Origin of the sequence: Actinoallomurus sp. CA-150999, assembly GCF_050942425.1 — a bacterium.
GTDB lineage: Bacteria > Actinomycetota > Actinomycetes > Streptosporangiales > Streptosporangiaceae > Actinoallomurus.
The window spans coordinates 8606725-8621913 of sequence record NZ_CP192063.1; the positions used below are offsets into that span (position 1 = coordinate 8606725).

At 71.4% G+C, this 15189-nt stretch carries 15 protein-coding genes; 3 read left to right on the plus strand and 12 right to left on the minus strand.

Features of this window, described 5'->3' with window-relative positions; genetic code table 11:
• Window positions 1-13 precede the first annotated feature (13 nt).
• The 3 genes from ACQP2O_RS39835 to ACQP2O_RS39845 all read right to left on the minus strand — a co-directional run bounded on the left by ACQP2O_RS39835 (window position 14) and on the right by ACQP2O_RS39845 (window position 3438).
• Window positions 14-1021 (minus strand): sugar ABC transporter substrate-binding protein, encoded by a 1008-nt coding sequence (locus tag ACQP2O_RS39835; RefSeq protein ID WP_433174361.1) that lies wholly within the window; start codon window positions 1019-1021, stop codon window positions 14-16.
• Window positions 1022-1103: 82 nt separating this feature from the next.
• Window positions 1104-2102, minus strand: coding sequence for a sugar phosphate isomerase/epimerase family protein (locus ACQP2O_RS39840; protein ID WP_433174362.1), 999 nt, complete (start codon window positions 2100-2102; stop codon window positions 1104-1106).
• Between the two features lie 160 nt (window positions 2103-2262).
• Window positions 2263-3438 carry a Gfo/Idh/MocA family protein gene (locus ACQP2O_RS39845; RefSeq protein WP_433174363.1) on the minus strand — a complete coding sequence of 392 codons (1176 nt, stop codon included), beginning with the start codon at window positions 3436-3438 and terminating at the stop codon, window positions 2263-2265.
• 356 nt (window positions 3439-3794) lie between these two features.
• On the opposite strand from ACQP2O_RS39845, the gene ACQP2O_RS39850 reads away from it, so the two are divergent.
• The gene (locus ACQP2O_RS39850) at window positions 3795-4772 is read left to right on the plus strand and encodes a LacI family DNA-binding transcriptional regulator (protein WP_433174364.1); all 978 of its coding nucleotides are present in this window, start codon (window positions 3795-3797) and stop codon (window positions 4770-4772) included.
• Here the strand turns inward: ACQP2O_RS39850 and ACQP2O_RS39855 are convergent, their stop codons facing one another.
• Genes ACQP2O_RS39855 through ACQP2O_RS39880 form a run of 6 tightly spaced genes read right to left on the minus strand, consistent with a single transcriptional unit; the run spans window position 4773 to window position 9051 of the window.
• Window positions 4773-5480: a ribonuclease HII gene (locus ACQP2O_RS39855; protein ID WP_433191305.1), complete on the minus strand. Its 708-nt coding sequence runs from the start codon at window positions 5478-5480 to the stop codon at window positions 4773-4775.
• A 60-nt stretch (window positions 5481-5540) separates the two neighbouring features.
• Window positions 5541-7076 carry a polyamine aminopropyltransferase gene (locus ACQP2O_RS39860; protein ID WP_433174365.1) on the minus strand — a complete coding sequence of 512 codons (1536 nt, stop codon included), beginning with the start codon at window positions 7074-7076 and terminating at the stop codon, window positions 5541-5543.
• Window positions 7076-7501 carry a DUF350 domain-containing protein gene (locus tag ACQP2O_RS39865; RefSeq protein ID WP_433174366.1) on the minus strand — a complete coding sequence of 142 codons (426 nt, stop codon included), beginning with the start codon at window positions 7499-7501 and terminating at the stop codon, window positions 7076-7078. Before ACQP2O_RS39865 ends, ACQP2O_RS39860 begins: the two co-directional genes overlap by 1 nt.
• Window positions 7502-7511: 10 nt before the next feature.
• A complete protein-coding gene (locus ACQP2O_RS39870) occupies window positions 7512-7928 on the minus strand; it encodes a DUF4247 domain-containing protein (protein ID WP_433174367.1) in 417 nt (138 codons plus the stop codon).
• Window positions 7929-7947: 19 nt separating this feature from the next.
• Window positions 7948-8439 (minus strand): DUF2617 family protein, encoded by a 492-nt coding sequence (locus ACQP2O_RS39875; RefSeq protein ID WP_433174368.1) that lies wholly within the window; start codon window positions 8437-8439, stop codon window positions 7948-7950.
• A gap of 3 nt (window positions 8440-8442) precedes the next feature.
• A complete protein-coding gene (locus ACQP2O_RS39880; protein ID WP_433174369.1) occupies window positions 8443-9051 on the minus strand; it encodes a DUF4178 domain-containing protein in 609 nt (202 codons plus the stop codon).
• 167 nt (window positions 9052-9218) lie between these two features.
• Between ACQP2O_RS39880 and ACQP2O_RS39885 the strand changes: the two genes are divergently transcribed.
• Entirely contained in the window at window positions 9219-10190 is a 972-nt protein-coding gene (locus ACQP2O_RS39885; protein WP_433174370.1) for a DoxX family membrane protein, read from the plus strand.
• Window positions 10191-10391: 201 nt separating this feature from the next.
• Here ACQP2O_RS39885 and pgi read toward each other — a convergent pair whose 3' ends face one another.
• The 3 genes from pgi to ACQP2O_RS39900 form a co-directional block, all read right to left on the minus strand.
• Complete coding sequence (pgi, locus tag ACQP2O_RS39890; RefSeq protein WP_433174371.1) at window positions 10392-12035, minus strand: glucose-6-phosphate isomerase; 1644 nt, start codon at window positions 12033-12035, stop codon at window positions 10392-10394.
• 109 nt (window positions 12036-12144) lie between these two features.
• On the minus strand, window positions 12145-13194 hold the full coding sequence (locus ACQP2O_RS39895) for a lipoyl protein ligase domain-containing protein (RefSeq protein WP_433174372.1): 1050 nt from the start codon (window positions 13192-13194) through the stop codon (window positions 12145-12147).
• Window positions 13195-13359: 165 nt separating this feature from the next.
• Window positions 13360-13971: a TetR/AcrR family transcriptional regulator gene (locus ACQP2O_RS39900; protein WP_433174373.1), complete on the minus strand. Its 612-nt coding sequence runs from the start codon at window positions 13969-13971 to the stop codon at window positions 13360-13362.
• Between the two features lie 100 nt (window positions 13972-14071).
• Here ACQP2O_RS39900 and ACQP2O_RS39905 point away from each other — a divergent pair, with 100 nt between their 5' ends.
• Window positions 14072-15187 carry a Gfo/Idh/MocA family protein gene (locus ACQP2O_RS39905; protein ID WP_433174374.1) on the plus strand — a complete coding sequence of 372 codons (1116 nt, stop codon included), beginning with the start codon at window positions 14072-14074 and terminating at the stop codon, window positions 15185-15187.
• The last annotated feature ends 2 nt before the right edge of the window (window positions 15188-15189 follow it).

Below are 15189 nucleotides of genomic sequence, written 5' to 3' on the forward strand. Positions count from 1 at the left end.
GGGGCCCACGCTGCTATCGGGTGCCTGCGGACGCGTACTTGGCGACCTGCGCGAGGTTGCTCTGGTCGATGAAGGACGGGCCGGTGAGGGTGGTCTGGCCGCCCCCGATCACGTTGCCGTTGGTCTTGTACAGCCACAGCGAGTCGATGGACTCATAGCCCTGCAGGTACGGCTGCTGGTCGATCGCCCACTGGACGCTCTTGCTCTGCAGCGCCTGAACCAGCTGCGGGTTGGTGTCGAAGGTGACCACCTTGGCCGGGCTGCCGCTGTCCTTGACCGACTGCACGGCGGCGAGGGCGATCGGCGCCCCGAGGGTGACCACGTGGTCGATGGACTTGTCCTGCTTGAGCTTGGCGGCGATGGTCGACCGCACCGACGGCATGTTGGTGCCGGTCACGTACAGCTTCTCGGTCGTTCCGGAGAAACCCTTCTGCACGCCGTTGCACCGGGCCTCGAGCTGGACCTGGCCCTGCTCCTGAAGGACGCACAGGACCTTCTTGGCGCCGTCGGTGCCGAGCCGCTTGCCGGCGGCCTGACCGGCCAGGGTCTCGTCCTGGCCGAAGTACATCAGCGCTCCGGACTTCTGCCAGTCGTCGACGCCGGCGTTGAACGCCACGACGGGGATTCCGGCGGCCACGGCCTTCTTGATCACGGGGATCAGCGCGGGTGGGTTCGGCAGGGTCACGGCGATGCCGTCGACCTTGCTGTCGATGGCGTTCTGGACGAGGGTGGCCTGCTTGCCCGGATCGACGTCGTTGCTGTACTGGAACTGCACGTTGTCCTTGGCGGCGGCGGCCCGGGCGCCCTTCTGGATGATGTCCCAGAAGGTGTCGCCGGACGGCGCGTGCGTGACCATGGTGATCTTCATGCGCGGCGTGGTGGCCTTGCCGGCCGCGACCGGCATCGCCTTGTCCTCCGCCTTCTTCCCGCCGGTGCTGCTGCACGCGGAGAGGGCCAGCGCCACTGCGAGCGCGGTGCCCAGGATCCGGCTGCCCGCTCGGAATCTCGTCGGCGTCCTCATCGTCCGTCCTACCTTTCCTGACCGTCCCGGCCGTTGACGCGTGGGTGGGTTCTCCGTGGGTGGACCTGTACGGCCGCCCGGGTCACAGCCCGGCGGCCTCGGCGGCGGCGGTCAGGGCCTCGGCCGACAGGCGAAGCCCCTCGACCTGGCCGAACTCCTCGTCCTCGTGCTCGATGTTGACCGCCATGTTCGGGTCGACGGCGTGCAGCGCGCGCAGGAACCGGCTCCAGAAGTCCTGGTCGTGGCCGCGTCCGACGGCGACGAACTCCCATGACGGCTCGGTCGGCCACCGGGTCACCGTGTAGCGGCCGCCGATCCCGAGCGGCTTCTCCTCGGCGGGAATCCGCTGGAAACGGTCGTCGAGCACGCCGTTGACGCGGCAGTCGTCGTTGATACGCGTGTCCTTCGCGGCGGCGTGGTACACGAGCGGGCCGAGGCGCTCGACGGCCGCGATGGGGTCGATGCCCTGCCAGAACAGGTGGCTGGGGTCCATCTCGGCGCCGACGTGGGTGGCGCCGACCTCGGCGACCAGCCGTTCCAGCGTCGCCGGGTTGAACACCAGATTGTGCGGGTGCATCTCGATGCAGACCTTGACCCCGGCGTCCCGCGCCAAGGCGTCGATCTCGGTCCAGAACGGGATCGCCACCTCGCGCCACTGGTACTCCAGCACGTCGAGATAGGCGCTGTCCCAGGGAATCACGACCCATGAGGGGGCGGTGCCGCCGGGGTGCGCGGCGGGCTGACCCGACATCGCCACGACCCGGTCGACGCCGAGCAGCCCGGCGGTGATGATCGCGTCACGCAGGTCGTTCGCGTGCCTCGGGCCGACCTCGGGGTCGGGGTGCAACGGGTTGCCGTTGACGTTCAGGCCGGTCAGCGTGATGCCGGCGTCCTCGAACAGTCCCAGGTACTCCTCCCGCGCCGCCGCGCTCTCGCGGAGCTTCGCGGCGGGAAGATGGGGCGCGGGACGGAACCCGCCCGCATTGATCTCGGCGCCGGTCAGCTTGAGCTCACGCAGGATCTTCAGGGCCTCCGGCAGCGGCAGGTCGTCCAGGCACGCGGTGTAGGCACCCAGCTTCATGGTGCTCGCCTCCATGTCGGTCGTGGCGGCAGGCGCGCGGTCGGGCCTGCCGGGTGAGTGATCGGTTTCGGTCGGGTCGGCCGGGATCTCAGCCCGGAAGGGCACTGCCGTCCGGGCCGGAATCTCAGCCCTGGAGGGCACTGCCGTCCGGGCCGGGAGCTCAGCCCGGAAGGGCGCTGCCGTCCGGGCCGGCGGCCCGTACGACGGCGTCGAGCAACTGCAGGTTGTGCAGGCCCGCGGCGAAATCGGCGCAGGGCGGCAGCCCGTCCACGCCGGCGATCTGCTCCAGGAACGCGCGCGCCTGGTAGGTGAAGAAGTCGTTGATCCCGTGGGCCACACCGGGGAAGTCCATGGCCAGCCCGCCGGCGATGTACGGATGGTCCGGGCCGACCAGGACCCTGCGGTGGCCGTCGACGGGCCCGGCCGCGACCCGGTCGGACAGGGTGAACTCGGCCGGGCGGGACACGTCGAACGCGGCCATCCCGTCGGCGCAGAAGAGTTCGAAACCCAGCGCGTTCGGCAGCCCGTGGGCCACCCGGGACACCGAGAACGTGCCGACGGCGCCGCCCGCGAACGTCGCGGTGAACGTGGCCACATCCTCGTTCTCCACCGGTTCGCGCCGGTCGCTCAGCTCCACGCCGCCCGCGTGACCGATCGCGACGCCGAGCGGAACCGGCCGGTCGGGTATCACCGTGGACAGCACGGCGCCGTTCACGGACTCCACCGGGCCGCAGAGGAACTCGCCCACGTCGATGAGGTGGCTGCCGACGTCGGCGAGGATCCCCGAGCCGGGGCCGCCCTTGTAGCGCCAGCTCATCGGCGCGTTCGCGTCGCTCCCGTAGTCGCACCAGTAGTGCCCGTTGAAGTGCAGGGGACGTCCGAGTGCCCCGGCCTCCACCTGCGCGCGGATCGCGCCGATCGCCGGGGATCGGCGGAAGCTGAACCCGACGGCGTTGACGCGGTCGGCCTTCTCGGCGGCCTTCACCATCGCCCGCGCGTCCTCGACGCTCGGTGCGAGCGGCTTCTCGCACAGCACGTGCTTGCCCGCCGCCAGCAGCGCCTCGACGATCTCCCGGTGCAGCGAGTTGGCGACGACGACGCTGACGGCGTCGATGTCCGGCGCCGCGGCGATCGCCTCCCAGCCCTTCTCGGCGCGCTCGTATCCGTACCGGCGCGCTGCGTCGGCACCGAGGTCCTCGTTGAGGTCGGCGATGGCCACCAGCCGGATATCGGGCAGGCCGGCGCCGAACACCGTCGACGCCGACCGGTATCCCTGCGCGTGGGCGCGGCCCGCCATACCGGCACCGATCACCGCGACCCCAATCGACGATTTCACGATCGCTCCCCTCGTTCCCGGTGTGCTCGCAGCCGATCTGCCACAGCACAGTTCACAGACGTTGTCTACCGCCGACATACGTCGGCTCACCATCGATACATCCATCCTGACATGCGAAAACACTCGATGGTGATGCAGGTCACTGCCTCTTGGGTCCAAGAAACTAGACCGGTCTAGGGGACGCGTCAAGGGTGCATATAGACCGGTCTAGGTAAAGCCCCTTTCGCGACCCACCGTGATACTCTCGGGCCCGTACCGTAAAGAACGTGATTCGGTGAGGAGAGACGCTGGACGCGACAGGATCCGACGCCCCACAGGCCCCCGCGAACGGATCGGAGCCGGCCAGACGGCCGACGATGCGGGACGTGGCCGCCAAGGCCGGAGTGTCCAAGGCACTGGTCTCAGTGGTGTTCCGCAACGCGCCGGGGGCGAGCGCGCAGACGCGGGCTCGGGTCCTGGAGGCGGCCGCCCAGCTGGGCTACCGCCACAACCGGACGGCCAGCCTGCTCGCGCGCCGCCGCACCCACCTGCTCGGCGTCACGATGACCCTGAGCAACACCTTCCACGCCGAACTCGTCGAGGACCTGCAGGAGGCGGCCGACGAGTTCGGCTACGAGCTCGCCCTGAGCACCGTCACCCGCACCCACGACGAGCGCAGGGCCGTCGAGACCCTCATGGAGTTCCGCTGTGAGGGGCTCGTCCTGATCGGCGCCGAGCTTCCGGCCCCGCACCTGGCCGCCCTCGGGAAGCAACTGCCGGTGGTCGTGGTGGGACGCCGCATCGCGTCACCGGACCTGGACGTGGTGCGGACCGCCGACGATCAGGGCGTTGGCCAGGTGGTCGACCATCTCGCCGAGCTGGGCCACCGTACGATCGCCCACCTCGACGGAGGCGCCGGAACGATCGCCTCGGACCGCCGCCGCGGCTACCGGAAGGCCATGCGCCGCAACGGCCTTGACGAGCACATGCAGATCATCACCGGCGACTACACCGAGGAAGCGGGGATGGCCGCCGCCCGTACCCTCCTCGACGGACCCGATCTGCCCACCGCCGTCGTCGCCGTGAACGACCGATCCGCCGTCGGGCTGCTCGACAGCCTCGCCCGCGGCGGCGTGCACGTGCCCAAGGTGACGTCCATCGCGGGATACGACGACAGCCCGCTGTCCAGACTCGCCCACGTGAACCTCACCACCGTCAGCCAGGAGCCGCAGAACCAGGCGCGATACGCCGTGGAGGCCATGGTCGAACGGCTGGACGGCGGCCGGACGGAGCGACGTGACGTGGTCCTGAGACCACGGCTCGTGATCCGCGGGACCACGAGCCCTCCCCGCTAGTCAGATGAGGGAGAGCTGGCCCTCGATGTCCGGGCGGTGCTTCTTGAGATGCCGCCACTGCGGCAGATCGTCGAGGTAGGACCAGGACAGCCGGTGGTGCGGCGTCGGGCCCAGCCGGCGCAGCGCCTCCTGGTGGACCGGTGACGGGTACCCGGCGTTGGCGGCGAAGCCGTACTCCTCGTACCCGAGTTCGGCCATCAGCGTGTCGCGGTACACCTTGGCCAGGACGGAGGCGGCCGCCACCGTCACCGACCGCAGATCGGCCTTCACCTCGGTGCGCACCGGCCACGTACGGCCCCCGCCGAGGTAGTCGTGCTTGCCGTCGAGGATGATCGCGTCGGGGCGGTCCGGCAGCGCCTCCAGGGCCCGTACGGCGGCGCGGCGCAGCGCCTCCGTCATCCCGACCTCGTCGATCTCCTCGTGGCTCGCCGCGCCGAAGGCGTACGCGGACACCCAGTCCCGCAGCTCGCCGGCGATCCGCTCGCGGCGGCGGGCGGTGAGCATCTTGGAGTCGGTGAGCCCGGCGGGCGGCGTGCTCAGGTCCGTGACGGCCGCGCACACGACGACCGGCCCGGCCCACGCACCTCGGCCGACCTCGTCGACCCCGGCGACGCGCGCGGCCCCGGCCTCGATCAGCCGCTGCTCGATGCCGTAGTCCGGACCCGTCGCCCGAGGGCTCTCCCCTTCGGCCTCCTGCGGCTCTTCCATGAGCATGCCCTCGTCCTGATGCATGGGGGCCATCATGGCAGCCGCGCGGCCGCAGGCGCGTCAGTAGTCGCGCCAGCCCTCATCCTCGTACCGCACCAGCACCGGGTCCATCAGCGTGTTGACCTTCACGTCGTCGCGGCGCAGGTCCTTGGCGAAGTTACCGGCGGCCTGCAACGTCGCGTCGTCGAGGAACCGCAGCGAGGGCGCCTCCGGGGAGAGCGCCAGGCTGGGCGGCGTCCCGGGGGCGGCGAGCACGAACCCCCAGTCGCCGAAGCTCGGCACGTCCACGTGGTACGGGTGGATCCCGAATCCGCCGGCCTGGATGGTCTTGGCGATGCACCAGAACGACTTGGCGGCGAAGAACGGCGAGGTCGACTGCACGACCACCCGGCCCCCGGGCGCCAGCGTGCGCCGGACCATCCCGTAGAACTCGGCCGAGTACAGCTTGGCGGTGGAGACGGCGTCCGGGTCGGGCATGTCGACGATGACCGCGTCGAACCGCTCGGGGTTGTGGCGCAGCCAGGAGAAGGCGTCGGAGGTGACCGTACGGACGCGCGGGTCCGCGAACGAATGGTGGTTGAGCTCGCTCAGGTAGCCGTCGGTCCTGGCCAGCTTGAGCATCGCCGGGTCGAGTTCGACGAGGGTGGCCGACTGGACGTCGCGGTACCGCAGCACCTCGCGGAGGGCGAGGCCGTCGCCGCCGCCGAGGATCAGCACCCGGCCGTGCGGCCCGGCCATCAGCGGGTGCACGAGCGACTCGTGGTAGCGGTACTCGTCCACGGAGGAGAACTGCAGGTCGCCGTTCAGGAAGAGCCGCAGGTCAGGCCGGCCCGACAGCGCGACCTTCCGCGTCAGCACGATCTCCTGGTACGGCGTCCGCTCCGACACGACGATCGGATCCCGGTACAGCGCCTGCCGCGCGGTCACCTCGAACCGGTCGGCGAGGGCGTACGTCGTCCCGAGCACGGCGAGGACCACGACCATCGCGCCGCACAGCAGCGCCCGCGCCAGGCGCCCCACCTCCCGGCGGAACAGCCACAGCACCACGGCCGTGCCCGCGACCACGTTGACCGCCCCGACCAGCAGCGCACCCTTGATCTGCCCGAACACCGGCAGCAGCACGAACGGGAACGCCAACCCGCCGACCAGCGCGCCGATGTAGTCGGCGGCGGACAACTCGGCGACCGCGCTGCCGGCGTCCTGCCGCCGGATCCGCTGCAGCAGGACCATCAGCAGCGGGATCTCGGCCCCGATGAGCGCGCCGAGCGCGAACGCCACCGCGATCAGCGCGGGAACGTACAGGTCGAGCCAGGCGAACGCCGCGTACAGCCCGAGCACCGACAGCCCGCCCAGCAACGCCAGCAGGCCCTCGACCACGGCGAAAGCCTCGACGGCCCGCCGCCGCACCGGCTTGGTGGCCAGCGCGCCGACGCCCATGGCGAAGACCATGTCCGACAGGACGATGGACGCCTGGGTGACCGAGTCGCCCATCAGGTAGCTGCCCAGCGCGACCAGGGCCAGTTCGTACACCAGCCCGCAGGCGGCGCAGACGAACACCGCCGCGAACACCAGGGCCCGGGCGGCGCGAACGGGCATCAGGACACCGCGCCGCAGATCACGCCCGAGACGGCCAGGTCCGCCGCGGCGACCACCCAGCCGGCCGGATGGATGGTGGTCCCGTCGACGAGGATCGCGCCCAGCTTGCCCGGAGTGACCATGTCCAGCAGGTAGAACGCGAGCGTCGTCAGCAGCACGCCGAGTACGCCGAAGATCACCGTGTCGACCAGCCCGGTTCCCAGGCTGTCGGCGCTGGTGGCGATCGCGACGGTCACGATCGCGCCGACCCCGAGCAGCCGGATCGACAGCAGCAGCGCGGCGCCGCGGTTGCGTTCCTCCCAGATCTGGCGGGACAGCCGTCCCGGCGTGGTCAGCTCCACGACCAGGTAGCTCAGCGCCATCAGCGCGATCCCGACCAGGCCGTAGGCCACCGTGGCGCCGATCTCGCGCAGGATGTCATGCATCAAATGCTCCTCACTTGCCCGATCCCGAGCCGCCGCCGCGGAACGACGCGCCGCCATGCCGGCCCCAGCCGCTGCTTCCTGGACGCTGCCAGTGCCCGCCGACGTGGGAGGCGTAGCGGCTGTAGCCGTCCGACGGGCCGTCGACCGTGATGTCGGACCCGGCGCCGCTCGGCAGCACCCCGACGACCCACTTGCTGTACTGCAGGTACGTGCCGGCGCTGTCGGTGAGCCGGTCGATCGGGCGGAACTTTCGGGTGATCTCGGCGGCGACCAGGGGCGGCGGTTTCGGCGAGTGGTACCGGTGGTAACCGACCTTGCTGTACCGCTTGGCGACCCACTTCTGCGGGTTGGTGGAGAAGTGGCCGACCGCGATGAGCGTGCCGATGACGGCGACCACGACGCCCCCGGCGATCGCGGCGTACTTCATGGCGTCCTCACCAGCCTCTTCATGTGCTCACCAGCCGGCTGCGCGTCATCACGACCTCCTCGGTCTGCGGGTAGGCGTGCCAGGTCCGCCAGGCGACGCCACCCTGTTCGGGTTCCACCGCCAGTGCGGTGACGGCGTACGGGGATCCGGGGAAGGTCCCCGTCAGGGCGTCGTCGCGGCCGGACAGGCGGGCACGCAGCCCCTCCACGGCCCGCGCGAACGCCCCGTCGCCCTCATGGGCCACGACTTCGGCGGCGAACTCGTACGACCAGGACGGCAGAGCCCGGCGCACGCGGCCGGGCAGCGCGCCACGGCCCTCCAGGCACGCCACCGTCTCGCTGACCGGCCCGGCCAGCACCTGGTGGGAGGCGCCGAGCAGCCGGAGTTCGATTCGCAGGCCGCCGCGCTCCACCGGGAGGACGGCGAGGGCGTCCTGCGGCGCCAGGCCCAGCGCGAACGACAGCATGTGCGCCCCGGTGTCGGTGTACGGGACGTCGAGGTCGGCGAGCATCGCTCAGCCGCCCGGATAGATCGTGAGGGCGCCGCCGGGCACCGACTCGCCGGTGCTCATCTCCCAGGCGCCGCCGTCCCAGCGTTCGAAGGACAGGTACCTGCCGCCAGGCCCTTCGAAGTCGACGTACTCGACGCGACCGGAGGCGCCGAGGCCGGTGGTGCCCTCGGTGGTGTACGCCGCCGTGCCGTGCTCGTCGCGGCGGTACTCCACGCCGTCCAGCGTGAGGGCCCGCCCGTCGGGCCGCAGCCCGGCGTCGCGCCCGGTCCACCAGACGACCTCCAGGTCGGGGTCCTCCTCGACCGAGAGCCAGACCTTGACGCCGTCGGCGCCGTCGCCGTCGCCGTCCAGAAGATGCTCGCTCCAGGTGAAGCCGCCCTCGCGCAGCCGGATCGACCCGCGCACGAAGAACCGTGCGCCCAGGTAGTCGACCATGTCACCGGCCTTCAACGACCGGGGATCGCCACCGGGCTGGTCCTCCTGGCCGAACGGATCGCGCGGCGCGGGCCGCGCGTCACCGCCGCGCCGACCCACCACGATGATCAAGACCACGATCACGGCGATCAGCGCGAGCAGGATCAACGCCAGCAGAACGACGACCGCCGCATTCATGACGAAACCTTCCCACAGGCAACAGGCGTAACATTTTTTTGAAACCAGGCGCATGCTGTCAAACTGGTGTAGGGCAGCGGAATGTTCGCCTTCGCCGTACTCACGATCAAGCAACGGGCCGCGGAACCCGGTGGACGACGATTCCGGTTCCGGCGGATCATCTCAGGATGAAAACCTCGCCCGAGGACATGAGCGCCTTCTGGACGGACGAACATGAAGAGAGACCCGCAGCGCCGCGCGGGCGGCCCGTGTACGACGTCGCCGCCCTGCTCGCCCGATGCGGCGTCGGCCTCGTGTTCCTCGCCCACGGCTGGCAGAAGATCCAGGTCGGCGTCAACCAGACCGGCCACAACTTCGACGCCCTAGGCGTCCCCGCGCCGACGGCGGCGGCCGTCTACGCGACCTTCGTCGAGCTGCTCGGGGGAACGGCCCTGATCCTCGGCGTCGCGCTGCCGGTGGCGGGCACGCTGCTCTTCCTGGACATGGCGGGGGCCTTCGTGTTCGTCCACGCCACGCACGGAGTCTTCGTCGTCGACAAGGGCACGCCCCGGAACGGCTTCGAGCTGGTCCTCGTGCTCGGACTGGCGTCCCTGCTGTTCGCGGCGGGCGCCGGCGGCAGGCTCACCCTGGACCACCGCCTGTGGGGCGGGAACGGCCGTCCCCCCGGACACCGCCGCCGGTCACGCCCGGACGAGATCCCGGAGCCCTCGGCGCCCGGCGCCACCTCCCCCGGCAAGCCGGGTACCCAGGGCACGCCGGACACCTCCGCCGCTCCCGGCCGGCGCGGCATCCGCCGGAAAGCGGCCACCTCGCCCTCCCCCGCCACACCGGACGCCGCCCCCACGCCGAGCGGACGCGGCGGCGCCTCTCGCTCGAGTGGACGGAACGCCACTTCCGGGTCGGGTGGGCGGGGCGCCGCAGCCGCACCGGACGCGGACGCGCCGGACGCCGCCGATGCCCCGCAGGCCGCCGACGAGACCACGACGACCGGACGACCGAAGCGCGGCACGATGGGCACATCCCGCGACGTACGCGTCGCCGGGCCCAAGCCGGACGAGGAGCCCTCGGCCGAGGGCACGCCTTCGAAGGGCACGTCCCGAGCGAGGTCGCGCAAGGGACCGTCCACGAAGGGATCCTGACCCGGCCGGCCGGCCACCGCAGACCAGCCGGCCCGGCCGTCGTGTTCTGCGCCGTCTACTGAGGCGAGATGATTCTCGCCTCAGTAGACGGCGCAGGACGAGGCACCGCCCTCCGGGTGGCCCGGCACATCCCCGGCCGGCCCGGCGCCGTACGGCGGGTGCCCGGGCCGGCCGGCGATCCCGGAGCGGATACTCGCCTCGTCAGCGTCCCCGGAGGGCGCGGTAGCGCTCGACCAGGGCGGCCGTCGAGCCGTCCAGGTCGGACGTGTCCGCCGTGGCGGCGGTCAGCTGGGGCTCCAGGCGCTTGGCGAGCGCCTTGCCGAGCTCCACGCCCCACTGGTCGTAGGAGTTGATGTCCCAGATCGCGCCCTGGACGAACACCTTCTGCTCGTACAGCGCGATCAGCTGACCCAGCACCGACGGGGTCAGCGACTCGGCCAGGATGGTCGTCGTCGGGCGGTTGCCGGGGAACGTGCGGTGCGGCACCTGCGCGGCGGGGATCCCCTCCGCGGCGACCTCCTCGGCGGTCTTGCCGAAGGCCAGCGCCTGTCCCTGCGCGAACAGGTTCGCGATCAGCAGGTCGTGCTGGTCGGCGAGCTCGCCGAGCTCCTCCACCGGCCGGGCGAACCCGATGAGGTCGGCCGGTACGAGCTTCGTGCCCTGGTGCAGCAGCTGGTAGTAGGCGTGCTGGCCGTTCGTGCCCGGTGTGCCCCACACGATCGGGCCGGTCTCCCAGCTCACCGGTTCGCCCTCGCGGGTCACCGACTTGCCGTTGGACTCCATGTCGAGCTGCTGCAGGTAGTCGGTGAACCGGGACAGGTAATGGCTGTACGGCAGCACCGCGTGGGTCTGCGCGTCGTGGAAGTCGTTGTACCAGATGCCGAGCAGGCCCAGCAGCAACGGCGCGTTGGCCTCCGGCGGCGCCGTACGGAAGTGCTCGTCGATCAGGTGGAAGCCGTCGAGGAACTCGCGGAACCCCGCCGGCCCGACGGCGATCATCAGGGACAGGCCGATGGCGGAGTCGACGGAGTAGCGGCCGCCCACCCAGTCCCAGAACTCGAACATGTTGGCCGTGTCGATGCCGAACTTGGCGACCTGCTCGGCGTTGGTGGACACCGCCACGAAGTGGTGCGCCACGGCAGAGTCGTCGCCCAGCTCGGACAGCAGCCACCGGCGCGCCGACGTGGCGTTCGTGATGGTCTCGACCGTCGTGAAGGTCTTGGAGGAGACGATGAAGAGCGTCTCGGCCGGGTCGAGGTCGCGGATGTTCTCGTGCAGGTCGGCGCCGTCGACGTTCGAGACGAAGCGGGCCTGGATCGACCGGTCGGTGAACGGCTTCAGCGCCTCGTACGCCATCTTCGGGCCGAGGTCCGAGCCGCCGATGCCGATGTTGACGACCGTGCGGATCGGCTTGCCGGTGTAGCCCTTCCACTCCCCCGACCTGACGCGCTCGGCGAAGGCCGCCATCTTGTCCAGCACCGCGTGCACGGCCGGGACGACGTTCTCGCCGTCCACCTCGATGCTCGCGTCGCGCGGGGAGCGCAGCGCGAGGTGCAGCACCGCGCGGCCCTCGGTCACGTTGATCTTCTCGCCGCGGAACATCGCGTCGCGCAGCTCGGCGACCTTCCGGGCCTCGGCCAGCTCGCGCAGCAGGCGGAGCGTCTCGTCGGTGATCAGATGCCGTGAGTAGTCGATGTAGAGGTCGCCGACCTCCATCGCGTATCGGCGGCCCCGGTCGGGGTCGGTCGCGAACAGCTCACGCAGTGGCGCCTCGCCGAGCTCCCGTTGATGCTGCCGCAGCGCCCGCCACTGTTCCGTCTGATCCACCCGAACACGGTCGGACATCCTTGTCTCCCCTTCATCGGATCCAGCCGAGCACTCTTGAACGGGTGCCCTCTCCACGACCATCCAACCGAAGCACGTGGCCTCGCGTCGCACGGACCCCCGCCTCGGGTCAGGGCACGCGGGCCGTCCATTCCACGGTGCCGAACTTCTCGGCCACCCTCTTCTCGGCCGCGCGCAGCTCATCGGCGGTGAGCCGGTCCTCGGTCAGCCCGTACCGACCGCCGAAGTGCGCGATCATCCGGTCGATGATCTCCGATCGGGGCAGCCCGGTCTGGCGCCGCAGCGGGTCGACGCGCTTCTTCGCGCTGGCGATGCCCTTGTCGGACAGCTTCTCCCGGCCGATCCGCAGCACCTGCAGCATCTTGTCCGCGTCGATGTCGTACGACATGGTCACGTGGTGCAGGACCGCGCCCGCGCTGAGCCTCTTCTGCGCCGCTCCGGCGATCTTCCCCTGGTCGGAGGTGATGTCGTTGAGGGGCTGGTACCACGCCTTGATGCCGAGCTCGCCGAGCGCGCCCAGCACCCAGTCGTCGAGGAAGGCGTAGCTGTCGGCGAAGGTCATGCCCTGGACGAGCGCGTCGGGGGCGTACAGCGAGTAGGTGATCGTGTTGCCGGGCTCGATGAACATCGCGCCGCCGCCGCTGATCCGGCGGACGACGGTCACGCCGTGCCGCCGCGCGGCGTCGGCGTCCACCTCGTTGCGCAGCGACTGGAAGCTGCCGATCACCACCGCCGGGGCCGCCCACTCCCAGACCCGCAGCGTCGGCGGGCGGCGTCCGGCCGCCACCTCCTCGGTGAGCACCTCGTCGAGGGCCATGTGCAGCGCGGGGTCCTGCGGCTCCTCGTGGATCAGCCGCCAGTCGTGGTCGCGCCAGTCGGTCGCGTCCGTCAGCGCCCGGCGTACGGCGATCCCGACCGCTTCCGCGCTGAACCCGAACATCGTGGTCCCGGCGGGCAGCCGCGCGTCGATGCGGGCGGCGATGTCCCGCGCCTCCAGGTGGACCGGGAGCCCGGCGAGAGCGTCGTTGATCGCGTTCAGGGCGTCATCCGGCTCGAGGAAGAAGTCACCGCTGACGCGGGCGTTCCGCAGCCGTGCGTCCTCGACGTCGAAGTCGACGACCACGAGCTTGCCGCCCGGCACCTTGTACTCACCGTGCATCCTGGCCCACCTGCCCTGACCGTTACCGCCGGGCCGCGCCCCGATGCGCGATCCCGGTGGTCATCAACCGCGCGCGCCCGGCGCGGATTCCTGGCTCGTCGACCGCGCGGGTTCGGCGCGGATTTCCGGCTCATCGACCGCACGGCCCCGGCGCGGATTTCTGACTTATCGGCCGGGTGCGGCGTGGAGGCCGTCGAGGACGATCCGCAGGTTGCGCCGCCACTGGTCCGCGCCGGCCCGCAGGCCGATCGTGCGGGTGGAGGTGGTCACCGAGGCGAGCACGAAGGCGACGTCCTCCCAGGGCACGTCCGGGCGCAGGACGCCGGCCTCGTGGGCGTGCCCGACGAGGAGGCGGATCCGGTCGCGCAGCCGGGCGAGCTGCGGCTCCAGCGTGAGGCCGCACTCTCGGCCCAGCGCATCGTTCAGGCCGCAGCTCGCGGCGCGCAGCTGGACGTACGCGGTGGCGAACTCGGTGAGGCCGTGCCACGGGTCGGGGTCGGCCATCGCCCGGCCGGCCACCTCGATCATCTCGTCGAGGACCTCCGCCAGCACGGCCTCCAGCAGTGCCTCGCGGGAGGGCACGCGGCGGTAGAACGTGCCGATGCCGACGCCGGCCCGGCGCGCGATCTCGTGGGCGGTGACGTCGACCCCCACCTCCGCGACCGCCGTACGGGCGGCGTCCACCAGCCGCTCCACGTTGCGTCGCGCGTCGGCCCTCGGCAGGCGCTCCGCGTCACCGGCCAGCAGCCGGTCCACCGCGGCACTCGTTCCGCTCACGCGCTCACTCTAGCAATAAGTGGACGTGTCACGTCCGATTAGCGTACGCTCCGGGCACTAAGCGGACTCATGTCGTCCGTTTATTCTGGGGAGGTAGACCATGGACAGGATCCGCGTGGGCGTCATCGGCGCGAGCCCCGATCGCGGGTGGGCCGCCACCGCGCACATCCCCGCGCTGCGCGCGCTGCCGGAGTTCGAGCTCACCGCCGTCGGCACGAGCCGTCCGGAGAGCGCGCAGGAGGCGGCCCGCGTGTTCGGCGCCCCGCACGCCTTCACCGACGCCCGCCGGCTCGCCGAGCATCCCGAGGTCGACCTGGTCGTCGTGACCGTCAAGGTGTCCACCCACGCCGAGCTCGTCGGAGCGGCGCTGGCCGCGGGCAAGCACGTCTACTGCGAGTGGCCGCTCGGGCTGACCACCGAGGAGGCGGAGCACCTCGCGGCCTCGGCCCGGACCGCCGGCGTGCACGACGCGATCGGGCTGCAGGCGAGGTACGCGCCGGCGGTCTCCCACGCTCGCCGGCTGATCGCGGAGGGGTACGTCGGCCGCGTCACGTCCGTGCACGTCCACGCCGTTCGGGGCAAGGGCGCGGCCGGCGAGATCCCCGCCTGGGCGGCCTACACGCTCGACGGGGCGCAGGGCGCGGGCCTGCTCGAGGTCGTCGGCGGACACACCCTCGACGTCCTGGAGTGCCTGGCCGGCGACTTCGCCGAGCTCTCGGCCGCCCTCGCGGTCCAGCGCACGGGGTACACCGTGACGGAGACCGGGGACGCGGTGACCTCCACCAGCCCGGACCAGGTGCTCCTGCACGGTGTCCTCACCGGCGGGGCCATGGCGTCGGTCCACCTGGAGGACGCGAGAGTCGGCGACAACCGCACCGTCCTGGAGATCGCCGGCACCGAGGGCGACCTGACCGTCGTCGCGGCGGGCGACTGGAAGAGCGCCCAGATCCAGATCTCCGAACCCCGGCTGCGCGGCACGCGGGAGGTCGGCACTCCGTATCAGGACCTGCCCGTACCGGAGCATCACCGGAGCGTCCCCGCCGAGATCCCGGCGGCCGCCCGCAACGTCGCCCGGGTCTACGCGGCGCTCGCCGACGACCTCCGCGACGGAAGCCGGAGCGTGGCGGGCTTCGACCATGGAGTCCGCCTGCACCGGCTGCTCGACGCCATCCGGGAGTCGACCGAAAAGCGCGCCACGCACCCCGTCACCCGCTGAGG

Bases quoted from the DNA above. Each gene is read 5' to 3' on its own strand.
- ACQP2O_RS39835 (WP_433174361.1), bottom strand. From the start codon at position 1,021: ATGAGGACGCCGACGAGATTCCGAGCGGGCAGCCGGATCCTGGGCACC.
- ACQP2O_RS39840 (WP_433174362.1), bottom strand. From the start codon at position 2,102: ATGAAGCTGGGTGCCTACACCGCGTGCCTGGACGACCTGCCGCTGCCG.
- ACQP2O_RS39850 (WP_433174364.1), top strand. From the start codon at position 3,795: ATGCGGGACGTGGCCGCCAAGGCCGGAGTGTCCAAGGCACTGGTCTCA.
- ACQP2O_RS39855 (WP_433191305.1), bottom strand. From the start codon at position 5,480: ATGGAAGAGCCGCAGGAGGCCGAAGGGGAGAGCCCTCGGGCGACGGGT.
- ACQP2O_RS39860 (WP_433174365.1), bottom strand. From the start codon at position 7,076: ATGCCCGTTCGCGCCGCCCGGGCCCTGGTGTTCGCGGCGGTGTTCGTC.
- ACQP2O_RS39865 (WP_433174366.1), bottom strand. From the start codon at position 7,501: ATGCATGACATCCTGCGCGAGATCGGCGCCACGGTGGCCTACGGCCTG.
- ACQP2O_RS39870 (WP_433174367.1), bottom strand. From the start codon at position 7,928: ATGAAGTACGCCGCGATCGCCGGGGGCGTCGTGGTCGCCGTCATCGGC.
- ACQP2O_RS39875 (WP_433174368.1), bottom strand. From the start codon at position 8,439: ATGCTCGCCGACCTCGACGTCCCGTACACCGACACCGGGGCGCACATG.
- ACQP2O_RS39880 (WP_433174369.1), bottom strand. From the start codon at position 9,051: ATGAATGCGGCGGTCGTCGTTCTGCTGGCGTTGATCCTGCTCGCGCTG.
- ACQP2O_RS39885 (WP_433174370.1), top strand. From the start codon at position 9,219: ATGAAAACCTCGCCCGAGGACATGAGCGCCTTCTGGACGGACGAACAT.
- pgi (WP_433174371.1), bottom strand. From the start codon at position 12,035: ATGTCCGACCGTGTTCGGGTGGATCAGACGGAACAGTGGCGGGCGCTG.
- ACQP2O_RS39895 (WP_433174372.1), bottom strand. From the start codon at position 13,194: ATGCACGGTGAGTACAAGGTGCCGGGCGGCAAGCTCGTGGTCGTCGAC.
- ACQP2O_RS39905 (WP_433174374.1), top strand. From the start codon at position 14,072: ATGGACAGGATCCGCGTGGGCGTCATCGGCGCGAGCCCCGATCGCGGG.